Source organism: Bacillus cereus group sp. MYBK14-1 (assembly GCF_051916885.1).
GTDB lineage: Bacteria > Bacillota > Bacilli > Bacillales > Bacillaceae_G > Bacillus_A > Bacillus_A cereus.
Map to the genome: position 1 here is coordinate 89,409 of NZ_JBQAHM010000012.1, position 25,144 is coordinate 114,552.

Below are 25,144 nucleotides of genomic sequence, written 5' to 3' on the forward strand. Positions count from 1 at the left end.
TTGTATGAAGAAATTGTATGGCAAGTTAGTGTGTTGTATTATAGCAAGCAGTTTAGTTGCAGGATGCGATAGTGCTATCGAGGTTACGAAAGAAAAAGAAATTTGTAAAACAGAAGAAGAGTGTACGCAAATAGGAGATAAAACATTACAAAAAGTATATAAAAAGATAGAGGGACTTTCAGAACTTGAAAAAGTAGAAGATTATGACATAGAAGAGTATGAAAGTGTGAATATGAAAGAGGCGGAACAGAAAAAAGAAGAGGATGACAATTATTTCTTTTTAGCTTCTTATTATATCGATGGTGATGAAATTGTAGATCCTTATTTTGAGAAATTGGATCGTAAGAGATTGAATAAAGTTTTTGCAGATGACGAAGTAGCAAAAGATGATTTGTTAAGTCAGCGACAAGATAGAGAGTATCATGAAACCTTATGGGACATGTATCGCACTCTCGTCCCAGTGAAATATCGTGAGAATATAACAGAATTTGGTCTAATAACGGATGGTTATGATGGCGTTGTTGCCCATGTCATGCCAAGTATAGATGACCCGAGAGATTGGTTGCTTAGTTTAGACGTGCTCGATTCTGGGGTGAATATAGATGAAGTGATGAAAACATTAATTCATGAAACGGCTCACGTATTAACGATTGGACATAAACAAGTACCAGTGGATAGAAAGTATTTAGAGGCGTTTGATGAAGAGAAAGACATTTCATCGTATCGAAATAAATGTAAAACGGTGTTCGTGAAAAATGGATGTGCGAGAAAAACTTCGTATATTAACCAATTTTATAATGAATTTTGGAAACCAATTGAGCAAGAGTGGACAGAAAAGAAAGTAGAAGAAAGTGAAGAGGCACAAATTGAATTTTATAAAGAAAAGCATGATGATTTTGTATCGCTATATGGAACAACAAATGTAACGGAAGATATCGCAGATACATTTACAGCGTTCATTTTACAAGATTCAAAAAAAGTGAAAGAAGGAACAGAGTTAAAATATAAGAAAATTGCTTTCTTCTATCAGTTCCCTGAGCTTGTAAAAATGAGAGCGGAAGTGCTGTCGGGATTATATGATGTTTCAAAAACGATAGAACAACAAAGTGGAGACTAATGTGAGTTATGCTTTCGATATAGTTTCGTTAAAGAAAAGCGTGAAGAATTTTTAATTCTTTGCGTTTTTTTATGTTGATAAAATTGAAAATTCTGTATTTTTATCAAAAAGAAGAAGGAACTGGAGGCACAAAAGAGAATTAGTATAAAAATGTCACAATTTAGACACAATTATAATGCGCGTGTTGTAGGGACTATAAGTTTACTCTCGAGGAGGTAATGAAACGTATGAAAACGATTCTTGCTGTTGCTGGTCTCATTTGGGTAATGTCTCACGGTTTTCCGATTTTTGAAGGGGAGCAAATTCGTAGTGCTTTGAATGAAAAGTTTAATGATTATCATGTGATAGATCGAAAAGATAATGTCGTTACAGTACGTGTGAAAGACTGTTTCCATACAGTTACGGTTGCGGATGGAAACATTACAAATGAAACGAAAATGTGTGATAAAAGGTAAAAGAAAGAAGCTGACTATAGCGCACTGTTTTGAGTCAGCTTCTTTTTCTTTTTCCAATTAGAATTTTTTCAAATGCCTCAACAAATACATACATAAGAGTTGCAAGAACACATGTGAGTAGTACGCTAAGTAAGACGAGTGTGAAGTTAAAGACTTGGAATCCGTAGCTAATTAAGTAGCCAAGTCCTTGTTTGGAAACGAGAAGTTCTCCGAAAATAACACCAACCCAGGATAAACCAACATTTACTTTTAACGTTGAGATAATTGCTGGAAAGGATGCAGGGAGAACGACTTGCTTATAACATTGCCATTTATTTGCGCCAAATGTGTCCATCACTTTTATATAGTTAGAATCGACTTCTTGAAATGCACTGTAAATAACGAGAATGGTAATGATGATGGAAATGATTACTCCCATTGCGATAGAAGATGAAATGTTTGGACCGAAAATAACGATGATGATTGGACCGAGTGCAACTTTTGGCATTGCATTTAGGACGACGAGGTAAGGATCAAGTACGCGGGCTAGAAGTGGCATCCACCAAAGAAACGTGGCAATAATAGCACCGAGTACCGTTCCGAGAATGAAGCCTACTCCTGTTTCCAGCAATGTCGTCCATATGTGGACCCAAAGTGAACCGTCGATCCATTTCGTTAAGAAGAGATCCCAAATACTCGAAGGAGAGCTAAAGAGTAAAGGATCAATCCATTCTTTTTTGCTAGCTATTTCCCATAGTGCAAAGAAAAGAATAAGTAGTAAAAGCTGTAATGAGCGAGCAATCCAAGCACGCCTGCGTTCTTTCTTTCGAAATTGTTCATGTAGTTGTTTTATATTATCCAAGTCGTTCCAGCTCCTTCCATATATCTTGAAAGAGGGCTGGGAAATCGTAGTGATGGCGTGCTTCTAACGGTGATAAAGAACGGATACTTTCCGGGACGATAAAGATTTTCGCGATTTTTCCAGGATTCGCTTGCAGTAAATAAATACGATCACTCATCGCAATCGCCTCTTCAATATCGTGAGTAACAAGTAGTGATGTTTTCTTATATTTATTTAGTAAGTTGAAAACGAGTTCTTCTAGTTTTAATTTCGTTTGATAATCGAGTGCGGAGAATGGTTCATCTAGTAATAAAATTTTCGGATCAGTTGCTAACGTTCGAACGAGAGCGGCACGTTGACGCATACCGCCGGATAGTTCACGAGGATATTGTCCTTCTACCCCATGTAGACCGACTTGCTTTAAAAGGTTTAAAGTATGTTCTTTCATTTGTTCATCATAAATCCTTCGAATATGAAGTCCAAGCATAATATTTTCTTCAATCGTTTTCCACGGGAATAAGTAATCTTGCTGCAACATATATCCCATAGATGATGTTTTCGTTGTAATCGGTTCACCATCTAAAAAGACGATACCGTCAATTGGATCAAGTAGTCCAGCAATGATTGAGAGGAGCGTTGTTTTACCGCAACCACTTGGACCGAGTATAGAAATAAATTCGCCTTCTTCCACTTGTAAGCTCATATCTTCAAGAATAAGTTTGGCATTCTCTTTTGCAAAAAAACAGTGAGAAACGTTACGTATTTGCAAAAAACTCATACACTTCGCCTCTATTTCTTAATAACGCTTTCGGCAATTTTTGTATTGACGAGCGCTTCATGTGGGACTTCTTTTTGTAATTCACCAGCGTCTTTCATAATCGTTTGGAGCTGTTTCCATTCTTCTGCATCTAATAGTGGATTTGTCGCATAAGAATGTTGCTTTTTATACCGTTCAATTACTTTTACTGTAATGTCTTTTGAAGTGTCTTTAAATAGCGGGGAAACAGTATCAGCAATCTCTTCTGGACTATGTGTATCAACCCATTGCTGTGCTTTATAGAGCGCACGTGTGAACTTTTCAGCAGCAGCTTTATCTTTCTTTAAGAAACTTTCTTTTGCCATGAATGTTGTATAAGGAACAGTACCAGATTCATTTCCGAATGAAGCGACGATATAACCTTTACCTTCTTTTTCGAATATGCTTGCAGTCGGTTCAAAGAGCTGGACAAACTCTCCAGTACCAGATGCGAAGGCATTTGCAATATTAGCAAACTCGATATTTTGAATTAAGTTCGTATCTTTACGAGGATCAATGCCATTTTTCTTTAAAACGTATTCCCCAACCATTTGCGGCATGCCGCCTTTACGCTGTCCTAAAAATGTAACACCTTTTACGTCATTCCAATTAAAAGAGTCTAGTTTTTTACGTGAAACTAAAAATGTCCCATCTGTTTGTGTAAGCTGTGCAAAGTTAATGACAGGGTCTTTCGCTCCTTGTTGATGAACGTAAATAGACGTTTCAGAACCGACGAGAGCAATATCAATTCCGCCAGATAATAGGGCGGTCATCGTTTTATCGCCACCAGCTGTTGTTTGTAGGTCAATATTTAGTCCTTCATCTTTAAAAAATCCTTTTTCAACCCCAACATATAATGGGGCATAGAAGAGAGAATGGGTAACTTCGCCGACGCGAATGTTTTGAGTTTGTTCTTTCGTACTTTCTTTTTTACTACTACAAGCAGCAAAAGTAAAAACAGCTAGTAACATGATGCAAAAAATCGCGATTAATTTTTTCACTATATAACACCTCCTAGAAGTCACTCTACAAGCATGATATGTAGGTAATCGCCCATATGTGAGTGTAGATAGCAGGAATTTTTTTGGTGGTAAAGAAGTACAAATATAAGGGGTGATAAAATGGAGTACGAATACGATGATAGCGTACATTTACATCTTGATTATTTCGGGACAGAATGTGATATGGAATCGATTGCTTATAAGAGAAAGAATGAAGACGTATGGGATGTGTATTTTAATTTTGGAGTATACGGTATTCAGAAAGACGATGTAGAGTTAGGGAGATTTATGGACGAATATGCTGGTCATTACGTTTTTTCTGTACATGCTCGCGATCTTAGCTGGGAATTTGGAAGTGCCCAGTTTGAAGAGTGGGTTTTGAAAAATCGGATAGTAGAAAAAACGCTACAAAAATAGGAGGAATTTTGTGATTGGATTTCTCATCTTATTATTTATTTTTGTGGCCGGATTTTTTATCATGCAAATGCTTATTTACCAATTTGCAAAGAAAAACATCCATAAATATACAAAAATAAAATGGTTTCATATGTGGCTACATATGAATATGAAAAAAGGCCCGAGATTAGATTTTTTTTGATTTTGTAGTTACAGTACTCGTATGTATCGTATGGAAAATATGGCTGCTTCCTTTTATATAATACACATGCTAATCATCTTCTCTTTTATCATAAAATAACGAAAAGAACCTGTCTTGTGGCGGGTTCTTTTCGTTATAGTAATAGTTGTAAAAAACTTGCATTTATACATAAAACAGTGAGTAGTGTTGTGAAAGATATTTTGACAAATACAGAAACACATACATACGGAATTAAAGTGTAATTACAGAATGGACAAATTGGCCGTGTGTAAAGTGTAGGGAATAAGAAAGAGGTCGTCCAACGGTGGACGACCTCTTTCTTATTATGCTTGGTTAGTGCGAAAGAATGGAAGTTTCTGCACAATGTGAATTAATCCGTATGCAAGAATTAAGCACATAAGAGGATTAATGAAAAATCCATAGCGATTAATTGCTAAGAATAAGTTTGAGAAGATAATGTAAATAATAGAACTTGCTACTAGCATCATAACGCGTTTATGTTTAAATGAATTTAGCATGAAGCAGAAGCTGCTCAAGAATGTACCGATGATAAACACTCTATGACATAGTTGCATAAAGTTGTGAATACGGTATTGGTCTACAGCAGGAGCTGTTTTGAATAATTCAATTGTTTTACCGACAGTGAACCAAGAGAACCAATAAGTGAAGTCCGTCTTAAATCCGTTCTTGATTAATTCTTTTGCGTATGCACCTTTGTCATCTAAGCCTTTAGCTCTCATTTCATTTACTATATTTTCATATCCAATTTTATTAAATGGATCTGCACCGGCAATTAGTGGATCTGCACCTTGGGTTGAGAATAAAATAAATTGGTTGAGTGCTAAGTAGTTACGAACAACCCATGCGCCAATAATAAAGAAAGGTCCGATAAACCATAACAATCCGATTCGAATGGAGTCTTTAAATCCATATGTAAATAACACAACAAGAACAGGAATGAGCATCATTGGAGCTGGATTTGGACGGAACATAAGTAAAATTGAAACGACAATTCCAAACCATATATGGAATTTCACTTTATTGTATTTCCATGCGAGAACAAATACATATACACATAACGCCAATAAGAATATGGATGGAACTTCTGTTAGCAATGTACGGAAGTATGTATAGTTACTTGGATAAATAGCATATAAAATACTTGCAACAATTCCATAAATGTTTTTTTCGAACAATTCTTTTCCTATTAAGAATACTAATAGCACTGTGCAAAGGTTCATGATCATGTTAATAACAGTTGCTACGTAATAGTAAGGAATTGATGTAATATCAGAAATAATCATAGCGCCAGCTAATAGTAATGGCTGACCTGGTGTAATATATGCATTTTTTCCTGGAACTTCACTAGGTTCTAAATACACATAACCAAATACACCATGTTTTAATAGTTGTTCAGCTGTTAACGAATAGTTAAAGGCATCATTTGCACCATATGTTACTTTGACTAACTCTCCATCTAATCCTGGCTGTTTTACTAAACAAAAAACGTGCAACAGGAAAGAAAGCGCCAAAATTACATATACCGCTTTAGGCAAACTCTTAAACTTAGTAAGCAAAAATGAGCAACTCCTTTTTTATTAATTCTTTCGTATTTTTATGTGAAATCTTTAATAGTATTAAGGATTTCCAAAACATAGTTATTATATCATAAAGTGGAATGCTGAAATTAAGTTTTTCAAGAATGAGTAATTTGTATGCCACAATTTAACTGTTGATTAAGGGAATATTAAGACAATACATTTATGATAGAAACAAGTATGCAGACGAAATATGTAATATATGTTATTTTAATAGAAATAGTTCTTTCGATGCGGGGGAAATTAAGACATAGAAACGAGGGAATGAATTGAAGTATGGTTCTACACTTTTTCATCTTCCAAAAAGAAATATATTAATTTCTAGCATTATAAGTAGTATGGTGACTTTATTAGTAATAACTATGCTGTTTATGATTTTAAAGGTTTTCAATTTAGACATGATGAAAGATCATTTAAATCAAAAGCTTGTTTTAAGTGTTATGATGATTTTCATATGGGGCATAACGTTTTATATTACGCATTTCAATAAAAAAGAGATGCCTATACTTAGAGCATTCCTACGAGTGCATTTTATATTATTTTTGTTGGCTCATACAGTAGTGTTATTTTATATTGTCATGCAAGTTAATATGAGTTTCATAGAGGCAATGAATTGGATTTACTTTTATAATATGCAGTTTATATTAAGTTTTGTAGTAATTTATGCAATATATATTCTTGTATATAATTTAATAGGTAAGGTTTTTCTAAGTATAGTTTTAACGAGCTGTACGTTAGTCATTTTATGTATTGTGAATTATTTGAAGCTTATTTTCAGAGGTGATCCGTTATATCCTTCTGATTTTACACAAATTACGCATATGCAATCTGTTATACCGATGGTGATGGACTATTTTAGTTGGAGTTATATTTTTGTCATTATCTTAAGTATCGTAGCTTGTATTGTAGCAGGGATATATATGAGAAGGTATATTCAAAATGTAAAGATTCATCTAGGAATAAGAGCCTTATTAGTAGTAGGGTCTATTTTTGTTCTATATGCGTATGGTAATTTTGCGAATACATTTATGAATAAAGTATTTCAAAAATCAGGTGTAGATTTTGTTTTGTGGAATCAAAATGAGAACTATGCTTCAAATGGTTTTGTACTTGGGTTTATTAGCAATTTAGATACAACAGTTATGGAAAAACCAAAAAATTATTCTAAAGAAAATATGCTTCAAATAGCAAACGATATAAACAAACAATATAGTGGAAATATAGGGAGCCAAAAGAAAAAAGAGAAACCGAATATTATTTTTGTAATGAGTGAATCGTTTTGGGATCCGACGAAAGTAACCAACCTTTCTTTTAGTGAAGATCCTGTGCCAAATTTACATCATTATATAGAAAACTTTCCTGGTGGACAAACTATTTCTCCTACATTTGGGGGGAATACGGCGAACGTTGAATTTGAGGCATTAACAAGTTATTCAATGAGTTTGTTAAAGCCAGGTTCTATACCATATCAGCAGGTTATTACAAATAAGAAAGAAATTCCATCAATCCCTACAGCGTTGAAAAAAGAAGGTTATTATACAAGTGCAATTCATTCATTTGGTCGCACATTCTTTAAACGTGATGATGTATATAAGGTGTTAGGGTTTGATAAGTTTAATGCAGAGGACACGATGGAAAATGTGGATATTGATGGAGATTATATTAGTGATTTAGCGATGAGTAAAGAGATAATTGCTGAGTTAGAGAAACAAAAACAACCTACATTTATTCATGCAGTTACGATGCAAAATCATTTTCCATTTACAGAGGGCCGATTTGGTGAAAACCTAATCGAAATTAGCGGTCTAGAAAATGAAGAATCAAAGGGAGAATTAGAGACGTATACAGAAGGATTAAGACGTTCAGATGAGGCTCTTCAATATTTAATAGAGCAACTAGATAATTTTGATAGACCTACATTATTAGTATTCTTTGGAGATCATCTTCCATCATTAGGAACAAATAAATCTTTTTATAAAGAAAATGAGTATATAACGAATGAAAAAACATCGAATGAACGTTTAGCGATGGCGCAAACGCCGCTATTAATGTATGCAAACTTTGATATGCCAAATGATAATTTAGGTTTAGTAAGCCCAATTCATTTTTCTAATCTTATTTTTGATTATGCAGGATTAAATAAATCCTTATTTTATCAATTTTTATCGGAACTTTACAAGGAAATACCAGTACTTAGAGATGAATTAAAAGTTGATAAAAATGGAGAAGTAATCAATGATTTAACAAAGAAACAAAAAGAAATGTTAGAGCAATATAAAATGCTCCAATATGATTTACTCGTCGGAAATCAATATAGTAAAGATATCCTCTTTAAATAAAAGAAACAAAAAGAACTTGTATAACGATACAAGTTCTTTTTTCATAGTATTTAACGGGGTAACCAGACAAGCTGGGTTTAGGGAGTATTACCTGTACATTTAGTATATATGAAAATGTAATCGTTTTATTTGTGTATTTGTGAGAAATATGTGAATTTTATGTTTTGTGAAAAATCGATTATATTAACTTTCGTTCTTGTATTGCAGTTGTTATGCATGTAAAAATTTTATCAGTTCTTTATTTAATTCATCCGCTTGATCGATTGGTGAACCATGACCACTATTTGTAAGAGCATGTAACTGAGAATTTTTAATTCGTTGTTGCGTAAGCTCAGCACTTTTGTAAGGAATTAGTTGGTCGTGAACGCCGTGGAAGATTTTTGTTGGGACGTTAATTTTATTTAAATCTTTCGTTACATCTTCATTTGCAGCTGCTTGTAAAATTTTTATAAGGGCATAAGAAGCGGACTGCATACCGAGATAAGAAAACCATTCAAGGGTTGCAGCCCCTAAGTTTCTATTAAAAAAGGATAAAGATACATCATTTAAAAATTTTGGTAAATTAGCATACATTTGATTAATGAGAGCATCTGCTTGTTCTTTCGGTACACCGTAAGGGGACTCTTGATTTTTAACGAAAGAGGGGGAGACAGCGTCAATTAATGCGAGCTTAGAAATGCGGCGCCCATTATAGCGAGACATATAGCGAATAGAAAGAGCACCACCAACTGAGAAACCGACTAATGTAGCGTTCTCTACTTGAAGTGCTTCCAGAACAATTGCGATATCATCGGCTAATCGATCATACGTGTAACCAGTCCATGGCTTATCAGATTGTCCATTCCCTCGTATATCCATGGCGATACAGCGAAAGCCATGCTCAGGTAAAACATTGAGTTGATATTGGTACATTTGATGATTTAAAGGCCATCCGTGAACGAAGAAAACAGTCTTACTACCTGGACCAGGATTAACGTCTTGCACAAAAATATGCACATCTTTCTCGACAGTAACAAACATAAATGTCCCCCTATTTTATGAATATGCTCTATCCCAAAAGCGTTGTTTTGTCATAGCTTTAATAAATTCATTTGCTAGCCTCGTAGGGTCTTGTTCTATTAGAACACCAGGCTTTCCTTCGATATTTAAAGATTGAATAATAGAAGAGCCGTTTTGGAAGGAGCCAATCGGCTTAAAGTGATTATATGATTCTACGACAAATGAACTTGCTTTGTTAAGAAAATGATCATCCATCTCTCCGCCGATAAGAAGTAATCCATCATAAAGGAGTGGTGAGCCTGTTAAGAAAGTATCATTTACTTCCCACTGTCCCTGCACTACCTAATCGTTCTGAAACGATCACTGGCAGTTAAAGAGTTTTCATTGCTTGAAATTTTAACACCTGTATTTGTTGTCATCTCCTTTCCTTCATTTTCGTGCGTAAAAGATTGGAGTTGTTCGGTCTTTTTATTTTTTTTGCCATCCATAAAAAACACCTCCCATAATATACGTATTATTGTTTATGTTTTTTATGCTTGTATATAGCATGAAGATATTGCATAGTTGGCATGATTTTCCTCAAATGTTCGATTTATCTTTGTTTGTCTATGAAAATCATTTATTATAATAAATGGTATTCTTCGAGATATTATTTTGAAGGGGTGTTGAAGTGAAAGAAAGTTTTCTATCATATAAAGAAGAAGAAAGAAATGCAAAAATCCTTTTATGGGTGTTATATGTCATTGTTATTGTATATCAAATTTTCTATGCAATCGTATTAGAAGATAAATCAATAATGGATAAGGGATACAACATAATATGGCAAGTTATTTGCGGAGTAGCAATACTGTGCGTGAATATATATTTAATGAAAAAAGAGAAGGCAAACCTTGTTAAATATGCATGGATATTTGCATACATAGGGATAGAACTCGCTAATATATTTTCGTATGTTTTTTATAATAAGGCGGCGTTTGATGCGACAAATATAATAGAAATTATTCTCATTTTCTTTGTACCTATATTTTTAAATAAAAAATTCTATGTGTTTTTACTTTCCTCTATTGTAGGAAAATATTTAATTTATTTATTTGTATTAGAGGAAGTAAAAGCATTTATGTTCCTTATTATGTATACACTTATGTTAATAGCTGCATATATCATTTTAAACCGATTTTTACAATATCTTTCAGCTGTAAAGGAAAGTATTGCGATTGCTAGTGAATCACAGAAATTAGCAGTAATCGGAAAAATGGCAGCGACGGTTGGACATGAAATTAAAAATCCACTTGCTTCATTAAAAGGATTTACGCAATTACAACGAGAGAAGCATGAAGAGGATCCTATTTATAAACGTATGATTTTTGAAATAGAAAATATGAATAATATGATAAGTGAGTTAATGGAAGTTGCTACATGCAAACCTTCTATTTATAAGAAACATGATGTAGGAAAAATTGTATTACAAGTAATAACAAGTCTTCGTGAAAAAATAGATGAATTAAACATTCAGTTTATTTCTAATGTGGAAGAAAAAACAATAGAAGTTGAATGTGATGAACGAAAAATAAGAGGAGTCTTTTTATATACGATAAAAAATGCTTTAGAGGCAATGGGACAAGGTGGTATATTACATTTACAATTAGAAAATAAAGGGAAAGAATATGTAATGATCAGTGTGATCGATAATGGTCATGGTATTAAGCAAGAAAACTTACCCCGTGTTACAGAGGCCTTTTATACAACGAAACAAGATAAAATTGGTCTGGGACTGACGGTAGCGAATCGAATTGTCGCCGAGCACCTTGGTGAGTTGCATATTTCAAGTGAAAAAGATACTGGAACGAGAATAGACATCATTCTCCCAAGGAAGTGTGGAAATACTGAAATCCAAGTGGAAGAAAAGCTAGGAGTTACCATATGAATAAAGGCTATATATTTAAAAATGAAGAAATAAAGGCGCTGAAAGCATTTTTAAGTTTATTTTTTATTATATTTTTCGTATATGATCTTGCCTATGAATTTATCGTACCGTTAATCGGTGGAGAGCAAGAAGGTGTAGGAGAGTTTGAAGATGGTTTAGGTTTATGGCTTTACTTTTTGATGGTGGTATTGTTTTGCATTGGAATATACTTTATGAAATGGAAGAATGCTTTTGCGGTAAAGTATATTATTCTAATTGGCTATAATGTATTAGATTGTATCCATAACATTATGATTTATTATGGTAGCGATGCAGAATTTGACGGTGGAAATATAGTAGAAGGATTTTTTATTTTGTTTGCACCAATCTTTGTGAATAAAAGATATTTCTGGTTAGTTCCAGCGATACTTATCGGAAAGTATGCTCTTACAGGAATCATTATTCAATCTTCTCTCGTTTTAATCCCAATGGCATTATATAGCGTATTTACTATCATATGTTGGATTATATTTTTAAGGGTTCAGTCTTACGTTCGTACGCTTGAGATGATGGACAAAGAAATAAAACAGACAGAAAAACTAGCAGCTGTTGGAAAGATGGCAACGGTTATTGGTTATAAGATTAGAAGACCTTTAGCAAACTTAAAAAAACTTGTGAATAAACAAGCAGACAAGCATCCAGAGGATAAAATTTATAGTGATATTATGAAACAAGAAGTAGATCGGATTCATATAATTGCTACAGAACTTAGTGGATTTGAGAAATCTAAATCACTAGAATCAGAAACTCATAACATACAAGAAATTATTTCTTATGTTATTCGAGTTATGGAAAAGCCAGCTTTAAAACAAGGAGTTTACATACAAGGTATTTACAGTAAAGACTTACCATCAATTACATGTGATGAAAAACGATTAAAACAGGTCTTTTTTAATTTAATCAAAAATGCAATTGAAGCAATGTCAGTTGGCGGAACAATTACGATTAAAGTTACTGTAAAAGATGGAATCATCGTTCAAGTGAAAGATGAGGGATGCGGCATTCCGAAAGATAAAATTCCAAAGTTAAATGAAGCCTTTTATACAACGAAAGAAACAGGAACTGGTCTAGGTTTAGTAGTTACAGAAAAAATTATTAAAGACCACAACGGTAAAATGAGTTTTGAAAGTGAAGTTGGGGTTGGAACGACGGTTGAAGTTATGTTACCACTGCATTAACTACAAAAAACATCACTTATTTGGAAGTGATGTTTTTGTGTTCTTCTTAGGTAGACGTTCTAAAAAAGAGGACGATAACGAAAAATAATATATTGATAGTGTAAAAAGAAAATAATGGATGTTTTACTATGAAAAATATATAATGGCTTTGTCTGTTATTTGTTGTAGTTCATTTATATTTCTATTTGTTGACCCGAATCTCGGGTCTTTTTTTATGAAATGAATTGCTATATATCGGTAATTAGAAAAATAGAATATACAGCACTTGCAGTAATTCCAGGGGTAATATAAAGGGATATAGCATCTCCTCTTGCAACTGGGTTTCCAGTTGTAATACTAGTCCAAGTTACAGTAGCGGGACCTACTGCCGGAGTAGGATTAAATACTTGAATTTGTCCTGCTCCGCTATCCGTTGGTTTAATGGAAAATACCATAGTTCCGGTAATTTTGTCAGTAGTAGTTAAGGTAATAGTAGATAGGATGTAGCTAGAAGAAGGGGTTGTGAGGTTTGTTGGGACATTTCTGCAAATATTAATCGTATAAATAGCAGCAGGTAAATTATTTATATTTATAGACGCAGAAAAGCCGACAATACTACCGGCTCCAGCAGTGACATATGGAATAACATTGGAGTCAATTCCAGGAGAACCCGCTATACGTTGAAAACCAGCATTTGTTCCTTGAAAAACAATACTTTTTGCTGAAGCACTATCGGCAGATCCCGTAGGTCCAGTAATGCCCGTAGGTCCAGTGTTCCCCGTAGGTCCAGTGTTCCCCGTAGTCCCAGTGATGCCAGTAGATCCAGTGTTCCCCGTAGGCCCAGTGATGCCGGTAGGCCCGGTGTTCCCCGTAGTCCCAGTGATGCCGGTAGGCCCGGTACTACCGGTAGGTCCACTTTCTACTAATACGATATAATCTGGAGATATATTAGGAAACCCTTGAGGTGCATCTTTTTTTACAACATAGCCACTGCCCGTATAAGTGACAACTTGTCCTTTTTTATAGTTGGGAGCCGCTGCTAGACTAAAGGTGGTAGTACTTTGGAAACCAGCTCCGGAAGGTCCAGCATTACCCGTAGGTCCGGTGTTCCCCGTGGGTCCGGTGTTCCCCGTGGGTCCGGTGTTCCCCGTGGGTCCGGTGTTCCCCGTGGGTCCGGTGTTCCCCGTGGGTCCGGTGTTCCCCGTGGGTCCAGTATTTCCGTTAGAACCGCTGTTGCGTCTGCCATCGCAACTAAAAAAATTACGTGGGTACATATATGTTCTCCTTTCTATATTTTCAAAATCTAGTTTTTAAAATAGAACTAATATATATATATTATGAATTCTATAATTTTGTGTGGCAGATCGTCTTTTGTGTCTAGATTTCAAAAGATAGCGGGAGGAGAATTAAGTAGTGTTAGAGCCACCATTTTTCCTGAGGAAGTAAAATAACATCCACATCAAAATTCTCTTTAAACCAATCATACATCAATGTCTCTTTCACTAAATATTCAGAGGCAGAGTGTGACACACCAATCAGAGACATATTCGTTTCTTTTACATAATCCATAATGAGCGAGTATTTATGTCTGCCGTAATCATTATCGATATGGCAATGGATTTCTCCTGTAATATATGCTTCAGCACCTTTTTCTTCTGCTTCCTTCATTAAAGATACGACATCGCCACATCCAGCGATAATTGCGATTTTTTTGATGGAATCATGTCGTTTACCTTCGAAGTCTGTGTAAGGAATCTGGAAGAGTTGTTTTAGATGTTTTTGGAGTGCTTCTGTTGATGTTTCATCTATTTCACAAATAAGGCCAACTGGTTCTTGTTCTGGACCTCCATATGCAAAGTCGTCCACTACAGTAGCGTTTAATGCTTTTGCAATTGAAATACTCGTTCCATGTGTTTGATGAAAATCCATTGGTACGTGACATGTATATATAGAAAGTTGTTTTTCTTTTATTCCTTGCAAATATTTTTCAGGAATTGGTATGAAACCGCGGCCTGATCTTCCAAGCGGATCACCGCACTCCATTACAAGGGGATGGTGCATAAAGAGTAAATCACCGGGTGTGGATTGTGAAATGAATGTTTCAAGAACGTCATCTGTAGGGAATACAGCTAAAAATACTTTGTTTACATTTTCAGATCCGTGCATCATAAGGCCGTTAAATAAATCTACAAAATTTGCTTCGAAAAATTGTTGCCAAGGAAATTTGATAGGATCATATACGGCTGGGATAAATCGACTAAAGGCACTATCTTTTCCGTATTTTTCAATTTGGAATAAGTGATCGAGTGATTGCTCTATTTTTTTTAAGGCTGGCATGTTTGATAATCCTCCTTAAGATGATTCTTGCTTTATGAGTTGTTTGTATTCTTCGTAGCAAAATAAGAAGCGGATAGGAAACAAATAAAACCTAGAATCCAGCTAATAGAAGGAGAATAGGGAAGTACATGCTGTAATAGCATTCCGCTAGAAATGAAGAAACTACTAAATACACCTAATAACATGGGATATCGTTGTAGTTTGAACACAGATAGTAAACATCCTTTCTCCTGCATGAACTACTCATAAAAGCTCGATTGCTGAAACTTTATCACATACATTGTATATTAGTCTTAATTTTCTGTATATAACTTTTAAGAAAAATGGTGATACAATATATGAATGATAAGAGAAGAGAGGATGAAGATTAACATATGTACGTTACTGTAACAGAAGCAGCATATAAAAAGATTATGGATACGATTCCAAGTGAAGCGAAATATATAAAGTTATTTTATGATAATGAAGGTTGCGGTTGTGTTATGAGCGGAATCATCGATTTAGTAGCTGTAGCAGAGAAAGATGAGCGCGATGTGGATATTGAATCAAGCACAATGAATTTTATCGCTGATCGTACAAAGCTTGTATTTATGGACGATAAGTTAACGGTTGATTGGCATGAAGGTGGAGGAACTTTTCAGTTGAAGAGCCCAAGCCAGTTTTATAATCCAAATATGAAATTACACGTTCGAGTATAGTAAAGGTGAGTCCAAAATGTATTTTGGACTCACTTTTTTTATTTTATAAGTCGCTATTATTGTCGATAAGTCGATATATTGAAAAAATCGCCCATATAATTTCATTTACCAAAACGTTTCATATAATAAAAAGATTTTTTCACATAATGAAATGTACATGTGATTGAATTTTCTGTATAATCTTCTTTGCGGAGGGGATACGCATGAGAAGATGGGGAATTGAGTTATTAATTTTAAGTGTTGTTATTATTTGGGGGATTAACTATACAATTGCGAAGTATGGACTTTTAGAATTTACAGCAATTGAGTTTACTGCACTTCGTATGATGGCGGCGGCACCGCTTCTGTTACTCCTTACCTTTTGTATTGAAAAGTCGGTTTATATGGAGCGAACGGATATACCTAGATTAATTATCGTTAGCGTTGTAGGTATTGTACTGTATCAAACGTTATTTATGGAAACTGTCAAATATACATCCGCTACAAATGCCTCTTTACTCATTTCTATTTCACCTATTTTTACAACTGCATTTGCGATTTTCTTGAAACAAGAAAAGTTTTCTTCTCGAAAGTTAATCGGTTCTATGACTGCCTTTGTTGGTGCAGCCTTAGTTTTAGTAGCAGGACATTCACTTACTAGTTCTTTTTATGGCAATGGAATTGGACTTATTACATCAATATGCTGGGGGCTTTATCCTGTTTTAGCAGGACCATTAATTAAAAAATATTCAGCATTACGTGTTATTGCATGGTCTGCATTAGTGGGTGCGATTCCGCTATTATTGTTAAGTGGTCCACATGTGTTTGTCATGCCATTTCACATTACTCACGGAATGACACTATTTGCTTTACTATATTCTATTTTCTTTGTAACAGTATTTGGTCTAGTAATGTGGTATGTTGGTGTTCAAAAAATTGGGGCGTCACATACGATGGTATATATGTATATAACGCCGCTTGTAGCGGTTCTATTTGCAGCTGTCTGGGCAAATGAATATGTATCGTTTCAACAAATCATCGGTGGAATTATCATTTTTGTCGGTCTATGGTTTGTGAAATCGGAGAAAGTAAAAGTTCATTCTATTGCAGAGGAACCTATATCAAAATAGGAAAACAGATCACCTATGATCTGCTTTCCTATTTTTTTATTTTTGGTAAGAAGATGAGAAACAAGATAGCAGTAATAAGTGGAATTAAGTTTAAAAATGGAATACGGAAGAGTGTAATAAGAATAATACCTGGAAGAAGAACACCGAGGACAGCGTAAAAAATGCTATGATTTTTCGTGTACCAATACAATGAAAGTCCAATAAGTGCAGGGATAATGAGGTGAATGAGAGCCATTAAAAAATAAATCATTAGACGCCCCCTTTATTTGTGTGCTTATTACATCATATCCGTATGTTCATAGATTGATATCATTTTTTTCATAAATGGACGGAAAAAGTTTGAAAAACCGTCACAAAATATGAGAATATGATGTTTGAAATCTTGTATAATATTATTTTCTAAAAACATTTAAACAACATAAACATACTGTTTATGTTGTTTTTAATTTGAATGAAATGAATGTAAGGAATATGAATTTGAAAGAAATTTTTTGTTGGATAGATAAGAACGAATGAAGAGAGGTACAGCATGATTAGTATGTCACTAAGATCATTTAAAATCCAATCGTATTATATACTAGGTATTTTGTTACTAGGTTGGATGTTAACACCGTTTTCAGCACACTTTTTAGGCGCTGGAATTGGGCTTATTGTAAGTATGTATTGCGTTTGGCTTTTAGGCAGAAGAATTGAGAAGCTTGGAGATAGTATTGTAAAGAAGACGAAAGCACCGACACTCGGTATGTTTAACCGTTTTGCAGCTGCCATTTTGGGTGCTATTATTATGTACGAAATTGAGCACCACATGGTTATGTGGGCGTTTGCAGTAGGGATTATGGGTGGGTATTTCTTAATCGTTGTGAATTTAGGTTACTATAGCATGAAAGATGAGAAAGAACTAACAAAGAGCTAAAAAGATAAAAGACTTCTTTTTAGATGGAATAGATGATCCAGTCACGAATAGAAGCGGTCAGGGCCTTTTTTAGCCCCATACGATGTGAAACCCGAGAGATGTAGTGAGTAGGGATATAATGTATATATTCGAAGCTGTAATTTTATAATCTAGGTCACAGATGAAGAGATTAGCGTTTCACTTTATATAAGATATAGAAAGAAGCTTACGTTTTCACGGAAGCTTCTTTTTTATGTAAGTGTGTGTAACCGTTAAGCCGCATTGGGTTTTGTCGGTGAGTACGCGAAACTTTACGGTTACACGACACTTATTCATATGAGTAAAGGGTTATTCCAACAGAAAGTTTTAATTTAAGCGATTGGACCGCCTAAGTTAATAATGTCTTCAGATACGCTGTCGAACTTTTTGAAGTTAGCTTTGAATTCATTTGCAAGTTCGATTGCTTTTGCTTTGTAAGCAGCTTTATCAGCCCAAGTTTGTTCAGGCATTAACACTTCGTCAGGTACACCTGGTACGTGAAGTGGAACTTCAAGACCGAAGATGTCATGTTTAGCTGTTTCAGTTTTCGCAAGTTCACCGTTTAATGCTGCTTGAATCATTGCACGAGTGTAACCTAAGTTCATACGTTTACCAACGCCGTATTCGCCACCAGTCCAGCCAGTGTTTACTAAGAATACTTTCGCATCGTGTTTCTCGATTTTTTCACCAAGCATTTCAGCATAGCGAGATGCATCAAGTGGTAAGAATGGTGAACCGAAGCAAGTTGAGAATGTTGCTTGCGGAGATGTAACGCCGCGCTCTGTTCCTGCTAGTTTACTAGTGTAACCACTTAAGAAATGATACATAGCTTGCTCTTTTGATAACTTACTGATTGGAGGCAATACGCCAGATGCATCAGCAGTTAAGAAAATAATTGTATTTGGGTGTCCAGCAACACTTGGCAGTACGATATTGTCGATCGCATGCATAGGGTATGCAGCACGAGTATTTTCTGTTAAAGTAGTATCGTTGTAGTCGGCGATACGTGTTTGGTCATTAATGATAACGTTTTCTAAAACAGATCCAAATGTGATTGCATCGAAAATTTGTGGTTCTTTCTCGTGAGAAAGGTTTACACATTTCGCGTAGCAACCGCCTTCAATATTGAATACACCGTTATCAGACCAACCGTGCTCATCATCACCGATTAGTTTACGGTTTGGATCAGCAGATAATGTTGTTTTACCTGTTCCAGATAAACCGAAGAATAGTGCTACGTCGCCTTCTTCACCTACGTTTGCAGAGCAATGCATAGAAAGAATATCTTGTTCAGGTAATAAGAAGTTCATAATAGAGAAGATTGATTTTTTCATTTCTCCAGCGTATTCTGTACCACCAATTAGTACGATACGTTTTTCGAATGAAACCATAATGAATGCTTCAGAGTTTGTACCGTCAACAGCTGGATCAGCTTTGAAATTCGGTGCAGAAACAATTGTGAACTCTGATTCATGAGTTGTTAATTCTTCTTCAGTTGGACGAATGAATAATTGATGTACAAATAAATTGTGCCATGCATATTCGTTAATAACTTGAATTGGTAGGCGGTAATTGCGGTCAGCGCCTGCAAATCCTTTGAAGACGAATAACTCTTCTTTTTCTTTTAAGTATTCTAAAACTTTAGTATATAATTTATTAAAATGTTCTTCAGAAATCGGTTGGTTCACAGCTCCCCAAGCAATTTTGTCAGCAACCGATGCTTCTTTCACAATAAATTTATCTTTAGGAGAACGTCCTGTATATTTTCCAGTTGAAGCAGAAACGGCACCAGTCGAAGTTAATTTCCCTTCATTTCGCATTAATACTTTTTCCACTAATTGCGGAACACTTAGTTGAATCTGTGCATTGCTTCCGTTCAATAATTCGTGTAAACCAATTTGGACATTCACAGTACTCATATTTATATACCATCCTTTTCATTTAATGAAATATTTCTCGTAATCCCCAACAATAGTATAACACAATTATATAAATAATGTATACTATTTATTTCTTTTTGTTTGTGTGAATGCATTATTTCCCTATTAATATTTCATTTCAGGCGTATTGAGAAAAACTTTCAGGAAAATGTGAATATTAATTGACAAATGAATATCATTTCTTTAGTATAGGTTGGGACGGATACTCTCTTATCCCGAGCTGGCGGAGGGACAGGCCCGATGAAGCCCAGCAACCTCACTTGTAGTGGTAAATACAGGTGAATAGGTGCTAAAACCTGTGCGAGGCTACAGGTCTCGAACGATAAGAGCGAAGGGCAAAAAGCAGTATGCAAGTAGCAAATTAAACCTTTCCTCTATGTAAAGTAGGAAAGGTTTTTCTGTATGCTTGTGTGGGAGAATAAATGTATGTCGCAGTTTGTGGCAAATTAAGGATGAGTTCCGTACAATATATACAATTACTGTAGGGAGGTTTACCACATGACAAAAAAACGTCATCTGTTCACATCTGAGTCTGTAACTGAAGGACATCCAGATAAAATTTGTGACCAAATTTCTGATTCAATTTTAGATGCGATCTTATCAAAAGACGCAAATGCACGTGTAGCTTGTGAAACAACTGTAACAACTGGTTTAGTATTGGTAGCGGGGGAAATTACGACTTCTACTTACGTAGATATTCCAAAAATCGTTCGTGAAACAATTCAAGGCATTGGTTACACACGCGCAAAATACGGATTCGATGCAGAAACTTGTGCAGTTTTAACATCTATCGATGAGCAATCTGCTGACATCGCTATGGGTGTTGACCAAGCGCTAGAAGCACGCGAAGGTCAAATGACTGACGCTGAGATTGAGGCAATTGGTGCAGGAGACCAAGGTTTAATGTTTGGTTTCGCATGTAATGAAACACAAGAGTTAATGCCACTTCCAATCTCGCTTGCTCACAAATTAGCTCGCCGTTTAACTGAAGTACGTAAAGATGATACATTATCATACTTACGTCCGGATGGAAAAACGCAAGTTACAGTTGAGTATGATGAAAATGGTAAACCAGTACGTGTTGATACTATCGTAATTTCTACACAACATCACCCAGATGTTACATGGGAAGAAATCGATCGCGACTTAAAAGAGCACGTAATTAAAGCTGTAGTACCAGCAGAATTAATGGATGGAGAAACAAAATTCTTCATTAATCCAACTGGCCGCTTCGTAATTGGTGGACCACAAGGTGATGCTGGTTTAACAGGACGTAAAATCATCGTTGATACTTACGGTGGATACGCTCGCCACGGTGGCGGTGCATTCTCTGGTAAAGATGCAACGAAAGTTGACCGTTCTGCAGCATATGCAGCTCGTTATGTTGCGAAAAACATCGTAGCAGCTGGTCTTGCTGAAAAAGCAGAAGTACAACTTGCATACGCAATCGGTGTAGCACAACCAGTATCAATTTCAGTTGATACATTCGGCACTGGTAAAGTATCTGAAGACGTACTAGTAGAGCTAGTTCGTAACAACTTCGATCTTCGCCCAGCTGGTATTATTAAAATGCTAGACTTACGTCGCCCAATTTACAAACAAACAGCAGCTTACGGCCACTTCGGACGTACTGATGTAGATCTATCATGGGAACGTACAGACAAAGCAGCAGCTTTAAAAGAGCAAGCTGGTCTATAATATATGAAAAAAAGCTTTGCGCGGTGAGCGCAAAGCTTTTTTTATTTATAATTACGTTGGAATAAAGCGAAGAGTTCAATGTCATGCCAATTGCCATTGCGGAATATAGCTTCTTTACAAGTTCCTTCATGTTGAAAACCGAGTGATTTATATAATTTAATTGCTCTATCGTTAAAAGAAAATACTCGTAAAGAAAGGCGATGTAAATTTAATTCTAAAAATGCATAATCCAATAATAAGGTGAAAGCTTCCTTCCCATAACCTTGCCCCCAGTAACCCTTGTTACCAATATCAATAATACATTCAGCGTTTCGGTTATACGAATCAATATGAATTAAAGAAGTAATACCAATTGAAAGATGCGTAGATTTTTCTTCAATGATATAGCTCTTAGAGTCCGAAGAATGAATAAATTGCTGGCAAAGTTTTTCTGTGTCTTGAAGGGAATATTTATCAAGAGTGAGAGTGGTTGAACTCATAACGTCTATATCATTATGCCATTTATAATATGTTAGAATATCATCTTCGGAAAACTTTCGTAACTGGATACGGTTTGATTCAAACAATGTAAGTCCTCCTTTTGTATTTCCTTTTCACATGATTTACAAAGGATTGATTTCTTCTGGAACATATGTAATCAACCTTTCATTTGACGTGCTTTACCTGCGCAAAAGGCACTACTTAGTAAAAATAGTGTCGCGAATATAATGCTTACTAATGTAGCGTATGGAATTGCGCCTTTTAAGGAAAAGCCGACAGTGATTGAAGCGATGAATAAGAGGATAAATGTTGTTGTTAATTTTTTATAAAGTTCCATACTATGTAGACCTCCAATTTATTTTTTAGTACAAGTTTTAAAATTGAATTCTATTATGTAGAAAATATAAAGAGTAGCTAAAGATGTGTAGTCTAGGAGTATAAGAAAGGGCACTTTCCTTTTTGTGGGTTAGTATACTTATATTGTATCATGGCGCATGATTGGCTTCATACATAATTGTGTAAAGGTATGTATGATAAAATGAAGAAAAGTCTTTAAGAAAGGAAAGATAAAAAATGAGTGTAACTGAACATAAAAAACAAGCTCCAAAAGAAGTGCGTTGCAAGATCGTGACGATTTCCGATACACGTACGGAAGAAACAGATAAGAGCGGACAACTATTACATGAATTGTTAAAAGAAGCGGGACATAAAGTAACTTCTTATGAAATTGTAAAAGATGATAAAGAAAGTATTCAGCAAGCAGTGTTAGCTGGTTATCATAAGGAAGATGTAGATGTTGTATTAACAAATGGCGGTACTGGTATTACGAAACGCGATGTCACAATTGAAGCAGTATCAGCGTTATTAGATAAAGAAATTGTTGGATTTGGTGAGCTGTTCCGTATGATTAGTTATTTAGAAGATATCGGAAGCAGCGCAATGTTAAGTAGAGCGATTGGTGGTACAATTGGGCGCAAAGTAGTCTTCTCGATGCCAGGGTCTAGCGGAGCGGTTCGCCTTGCGATGAATAAATTAATTTTACCGGAATTAGGTCATATTACATTTGAGCTGCATCGCTAATGAGTAAGTATGCTGGAATTGTATTAGCAGGTGGTATGTCGAGTAGATTCGGTGAGCCGAAAGCGTTAGCAATTTGGAAGGAAACTACTTTTGTTGAGCATATTGTGAAAGTGATGGGAAATACTTTGCAAGACATTGTAGTAATTAGCCATACTGATATAAAAGAGCGAGTAGAGCAATTCGTACAAGTACCTGTTATAGAAGACATTCCGCACTATAAAGGGAATGGACCGCTGGCCGGCATTGTATCAGGAATGGAATACATAGAAGCAGATTGGTACGCTATTATGCCTTGCGATGCACCAAACGTGTCGCATGAATGGTTTACCATTTTACTAGAGCAAACGAACAATGAATATGATGCGGTTGTACCTATTATTAATGGAAGAAAACAACCGCTACTTGCGGCGTATCATAACCGCGTGAAAGAAAAGATTTATGCTTTACTTCAGGAAGAAAAAAGAAGTATGGGGCAGCTTTTATCACAATGTAATGTGAAGTATGTTTCTGGAGAAGATGTACAAGCGAATGCGGATTGGTTTATAAATGTAAATACGAAAGAAGAATATGTGCAGGCTCAAAAAGACCTTTCAAATGAATGAAAGGTTTTTTTGATATACAGAATTGGGGAACAATTGCTGTATAAAGGTATGTGAGTGAGTTGATTTTAAGGGGAATTCTTAAAATCATTATACAGTTAAAACACTGTATAACCATATATTAATTTTTATGGGTTTTTATTACAAGTCTGTTTAGTTATGTTTATTTTTGATATAATTAATATAGAAATAAAACAATGCTTAACCTTATGTATCATTTATTAAACTAAAATTTATGACCATGTAATAAACTCCCTTCGTTTTTTGAAGGGAGTTTTTCTATTTAAGCAAGCAACTCTGATGCGTTATGCTGAAGGACTTCTTCATATTGGTTAAGCAAGCCACGAAAGACCTCATCCCAGCTCTTTGATTTCGCAAAAGAGGAAGATTCTATTCCCATCTGCTCAAGTTTTTCTTCATTTTGTAATAAAAAATAAATGGATGATAGAAATGCATCTTCATTTTTAGGCGGACAAAGAACTCCCGTTTTTCCATCTGTAATAATATTTTTAACCCCGCCACTATTTGCACCAATAACAGGTGTACCGCATGCGAGTGATTCAAGTACGACATTTCCGAATGTTTCAGTAGCTGATGGAAACACCATTATGTTAGAACAAGCATATGCTTCAGCTAAATCCCCGCCTTGTAAATAGCCAGTAAAAGTGATATTTGTTTTCGGAACAGCTTCACGTAAACTTGTTGCTAGAGGACCGTCTCCTGCGATGAGCCAATGAATATCGTTTCGAGTATGTGCTGTTTTAACGATAAGGTGTTGCAGCGTATCAATATCTTTTTCAGGAGCAATTCGTCCAACATAGGAAAGGACATACTTCGCTGTAATATTATATTTTTTTCGGAATAGGTCTGTATTGTAAGCTGGATGAAAGAGTGTGCAATCTACACCACGTCCCCATATAGAGAGGGTCTGGAAGCCTTTATTTTTTAATTGATGTAATGTTTCAAAGGAAGGTACAAAATTTTTTTGCATATGACTATGAAACCATTTTAAATAGTTCCAAAGCATATTGGAGAGGAATTCGATTTTGTAATAACGTAAATAGGCATCGAAATCAGTATGATAAGAACCGACAACTGGGATGTTTAACTTTTTTGCATAATACAATCCACAAAGTCCCATGTTGAAAGGTGTGGCAATGTGAATAATGTCAGGTTTAAAGGAAAGTAGTTCCCGTTTAATACGCGGAGTAGGAAAAGAAAAACGACATTCTGGATATAATATTGTTAACGGGATACTTCTCATCTTATTCACATTCGCTACAAAATTATCTTCAGCTGTATGCTGAGGGGCGAAAACAGAATAGGCGATCTGTTCTTTCTGAAAATATCGTGTTAATCGCTCTAACGTTTTCGCAACCCCGTTAACTTGTGGCGTAAAAGTATCGGTAAAAATGGCGACTCTCATCAT

24 protein-coding genes, 3 pseudogenes and 1 riboswitch are annotated in these 25,144 nt (G+C 35.3%); of the genes and pseudogenes, 14 read left to right on the forward strand and 13 right to left on the reverse strand.

Translation table 11 applies throughout. From position 1 onward, the window contains the following. The first annotated feature begins 4 nt into the window (after positions 1-4). Together ACTFR3_RS24265 and ACTFR3_RS24270 are read left to right on the forward strand one after the other, a co-directional pair. The gene (locus tag ACTFR3_RS24265; RefSeq protein WP_440044868.1) at positions 5-1,117 is read left to right on the forward strand and encodes a recombinase family protein; all 1,113 of its coding nucleotides are present in this window, start codon (positions 5-7) and stop codon (positions 1,115-1,117) included. 227 nt (positions 1,118-1,344) lie between these two features. Continuing rightward, positions 1,345-1,572, forward strand: a complete 228-nt coding sequence (locus ACTFR3_RS24270; RefSeq protein WP_000849112.1) for a hypothetical protein — start codon at positions 1,345-1,347, stop codon at positions 1,570-1,572. A 34-nt stretch (positions 1,573-1,606) separates the two neighbouring features. Here ACTFR3_RS24270 and ACTFR3_RS24275 read toward each other — a convergent pair whose 3' ends face one another. From ACTFR3_RS24275 to ACTFR3_RS24285, 3 genes are read right to left on the reverse strand one after another with little or no spacing between them, the layout of a single operon-like run. After that, the gene (locus ACTFR3_RS24275) at positions 1,607-2,413 is read right to left on the reverse strand and encodes an ABC transporter permease (RefSeq protein WP_000368771.1); all 807 of its coding nucleotides are present in this window, start codon (positions 2,411-2,413) and stop codon (positions 1,607-1,609) included. After that, complete coding sequence (locus tag ACTFR3_RS24280; RefSeq protein WP_000009033.1) at positions 2,406-3,170, reverse strand: ABC transporter ATP-binding protein; 765 nt, start codon at positions 3,168-3,170, stop codon at positions 2,406-2,408. Before ACTFR3_RS24280 ends, ACTFR3_RS24275 begins: the two co-directional genes overlap by 8 nt. 11 nt (positions 3,171-3,181) lie before the next feature. Continuing rightward, positions 3,182-4,189: an ABC transporter substrate-binding protein gene (locus tag ACTFR3_RS24285; protein WP_440044869.1), complete on the reverse strand. Its 1,008-nt coding sequence runs from the start codon at positions 4,187-4,189 to the stop codon at positions 3,182-3,184. A 120-nt stretch (positions 4,190-4,309) separates the two neighbouring features. On the opposite strand from ACTFR3_RS24285, the gene ACTFR3_RS24290 reads away from it, so the two are divergent. The 3 genes and pseudogenes from ACTFR3_RS24290 to ACTFR3_RS24300 form a co-directional block, all read left to right on the forward strand. Further along, positions 4,310-4,606 (forward strand): DUF3986 family protein, encoded by a 297-nt coding sequence (locus ACTFR3_RS24290; RefSeq protein ID WP_000455579.1) that lies wholly within the window; start codon positions 4,310-4,312, stop codon positions 4,604-4,606. A 10-nt stretch (positions 4,607-4,616) separates the two neighbouring features. After that, positions 4,617-4,848, forward strand: a pseudogene (locus tag ACTFR3_RS24295) (hypothetical protein). A 109-nt stretch (positions 4,849-4,957) separates the two neighbouring features. Then, a pseudogene (locus tag ACTFR3_RS24300) lies at positions 4,958-5,029 on the forward strand (DUF2196 domain-containing protein); the annotation flags it as partial. Between the two features lie 81 nt (positions 5,030-5,110). On the opposite strand, the gene ACTFR3_RS24305 reads toward ACTFR3_RS24300, so the two are convergent. Continuing rightward, positions 5,111-6,364: a glycosyltransferase family 39 protein gene (locus ACTFR3_RS24305; protein ID WP_000956221.1), complete on the reverse strand. Its 1,254-nt coding sequence runs from the start codon at positions 6,362-6,364 to the stop codon at positions 5,111-5,113. Positions 6,365-6,654: 290 nt separating this feature from the next. Here ACTFR3_RS24305 and ACTFR3_RS24310 point away from each other — a divergent pair, with 290 nt between their 5' ends. Next, the gene (locus ACTFR3_RS24310; protein WP_211477847.1) at positions 6,655-8,724 is read left to right on the forward strand and encodes an LTA synthase family protein; all 2,070 of its coding nucleotides are present in this window, start codon (positions 6,655-6,657) and stop codon (positions 8,722-8,724) included. A gap of 210 nt (positions 8,725-8,934) precedes the next feature. On the opposite strand, the gene ACTFR3_RS24315 is transcribed toward ACTFR3_RS24310, so the two are convergent. Then, positions 8,935-9,744: an alpha/beta fold hydrolase gene (locus ACTFR3_RS24315; protein WP_000498278.1), complete on the reverse strand. Its 810-nt coding sequence runs from the start codon at positions 9,742-9,744 to the stop codon at positions 8,935-8,937. Positions 9,745-9,759: 15 nt separating this feature from the next. Continuing rightward, positions 9,760-10,090 (reverse strand): annotated as a pseudogene (locus ACTFR3_RS24320) (catalase); the annotation flags it as partial. 303 nt (positions 10,091-10,393) lie between these two features. Between ACTFR3_RS24320 and ACTFR3_RS24325 the strand changes: the two are divergent. After that, positions 10,394-11,647: an ATP-binding protein gene (locus tag ACTFR3_RS24325; RefSeq protein ID WP_000664890.1), complete on the forward strand. Its 1,254-nt coding sequence runs from the start codon at positions 10,394-10,396 to the stop codon at positions 11,645-11,647. After that, entirely contained in the window at positions 11,644-12,864 is a 1,221-nt protein-coding gene (locus tag ACTFR3_RS24330) for an ATP-binding protein (protein ID WP_001032629.1), read from the forward strand. The genes ACTFR3_RS24325 and ACTFR3_RS24330 overlap by 4 nt, the downstream gene beginning before the upstream one ends. 227 nt (positions 12,865-13,091) lie before the next feature. Here ACTFR3_RS24330 and ACTFR3_RS24335 read toward each other — a convergent pair whose 3' ends face one another. After that, a complete protein-coding gene (locus ACTFR3_RS24335; RefSeq protein ID WP_440044870.1) occupies positions 13,092-14,117 on the reverse strand; it encodes a collagen-like triple helix repeat-containing protein in 1,026 nt (341 codons plus the stop codon). A gap of 142 nt (positions 14,118-14,259) precedes the next feature. Continuing rightward, positions 14,260-15,180 (reverse strand): Nif3-like dinuclear metal center hexameric protein, encoded by a 921-nt coding sequence (locus ACTFR3_RS24340; RefSeq protein WP_001111122.1) that lies wholly within the window; start codon positions 15,178-15,180, stop codon positions 14,260-14,262. 374 nt (positions 15,181-15,554) lie between these two features. Between ACTFR3_RS24340 and ACTFR3_RS24345 the strand changes: the two genes are divergently transcribed. Continuing rightward, positions 15,555-15,878: an iron-sulfur cluster biosynthesis family protein gene (locus tag ACTFR3_RS24345; protein WP_000289570.1), complete on the forward strand. Its 324-nt coding sequence runs from the start codon at positions 15,555-15,557 to the stop codon at positions 15,876-15,878. 203 nt (positions 15,879-16,081) lie between these two features. Continuing rightward, positions 16,082-16,987 (forward strand): DMT family transporter, encoded by a 906-nt coding sequence (locus tag ACTFR3_RS24350; RefSeq protein ID WP_078385775.1) that lies wholly within the window; start codon positions 16,082-16,084, stop codon positions 16,985-16,987. 28 nt (positions 16,988-17,015) lie between these two features. Here the strand turns inward: ACTFR3_RS24350 and ACTFR3_RS24355 are convergent, their stop codons facing one another. Then, positions 17,016-17,237, reverse strand: coding sequence for a hypothetical protein (locus tag ACTFR3_RS24355; RefSeq protein ID WP_000639042.1), 222 nt, complete (start codon positions 17,235-17,237; stop codon positions 17,016-17,018). 279 nt (positions 17,238-17,516) lie between these two features. Here ACTFR3_RS24355 and ACTFR3_RS24360 point away from each other — a divergent pair, with 279 nt between their 5' ends. Then, complete coding sequence (locus tag ACTFR3_RS24360; RefSeq protein WP_000624926.1) at positions 17,517-17,900, forward strand: ATP synthase subunit I; 384 nt, start codon at positions 17,517-17,519, stop codon at positions 17,898-17,900. 350 nt (positions 17,901-18,250) lie between these two features. Here ACTFR3_RS24360 and pckA read toward each other — a convergent pair whose 3' ends face one another. After that, positions 18,251-19,837, reverse strand: coding sequence for a phosphoenolpyruvate carboxykinase (ATP) (gene pckA, locus ACTFR3_RS24365; protein WP_000108802.1), 1,587 nt, complete (start codon positions 19,835-19,837; stop codon positions 18,251-18,253). A 228-nt stretch (positions 19,838-20,065) separates the two neighbouring features. Beyond that, positions 20,066-20,187, forward strand: a riboswitch (SAM riboswitch). Between the two features lie 169 nt (positions 20,188-20,356). Between pckA and metK the strand changes: the two genes are divergently transcribed. Continuing rightward, positions 20,357-21,556, forward strand: a complete 1,200-nt coding sequence (gene metK, locus ACTFR3_RS24370) for a methionine adenosyltransferase (protein ID WP_000163123.1) — start codon at positions 20,357-20,359, stop codon at positions 21,554-21,556. Positions 21,557-21,597: 41 nt separating this feature from the next. On the opposite strand, the gene ACTFR3_RS24375 is transcribed toward metK, so the two are convergent. Together ACTFR3_RS24375 and ACTFR3_RS24380 are read right to left on the reverse strand one after the other, a co-directional pair. After that, positions 21,598-22,122: a GNAT family N-acetyltransferase gene (locus ACTFR3_RS24375; protein WP_017656642.1), complete on the reverse strand. Its 525-nt coding sequence runs from the start codon at positions 22,120-22,122 to the stop codon at positions 21,598-21,600. Positions 22,123-22,193: 71 nt separating this feature from the next. Continuing rightward, the gene (locus tag ACTFR3_RS24380) at positions 22,194-22,373 is read right to left on the reverse strand and encodes a hypothetical protein (protein ID WP_000424797.1); all 180 of its coding nucleotides are present in this window, start codon (positions 22,371-22,373) and stop codon (positions 22,194-22,196) included. Positions 22,374-22,609: 236 nt separating this feature from the next. On the opposite strand from ACTFR3_RS24380, the gene ACTFR3_RS24385 reads away from it, so the two are divergent. Further along, on the forward strand, positions 22,610-23,116 hold the full coding sequence (locus ACTFR3_RS24385) for a MogA/MoaB family molybdenum cofactor biosynthesis protein (protein WP_017656641.1): 507 nt from the start codon (positions 22,610-22,612) through the stop codon (positions 23,114-23,116). Then, positions 23,116-23,718 (forward strand): molybdenum cofactor guanylyltransferase, encoded by a 603-nt coding sequence (locus ACTFR3_RS24390; RefSeq protein ID WP_000049593.1) that lies wholly within the window; start codon positions 23,116-23,118, stop codon positions 23,716-23,718. The genes ACTFR3_RS24385 and ACTFR3_RS24390 overlap by 1 nt, the downstream gene beginning before the upstream one ends. A 280-nt stretch (positions 23,719-23,998) precedes the next feature. On the opposite strand, the gene ACTFR3_RS24395 is transcribed toward ACTFR3_RS24390, so the two are convergent. Next, entirely contained in the window at positions 23,999-25,141 is a 1,143-nt protein-coding gene (locus ACTFR3_RS24395; protein ID WP_001261642.1) for a glycosyltransferase family 4 protein, read from the reverse strand. Between the last annotated feature and the right edge of the window lie 3 nt (positions 25,142-25,144).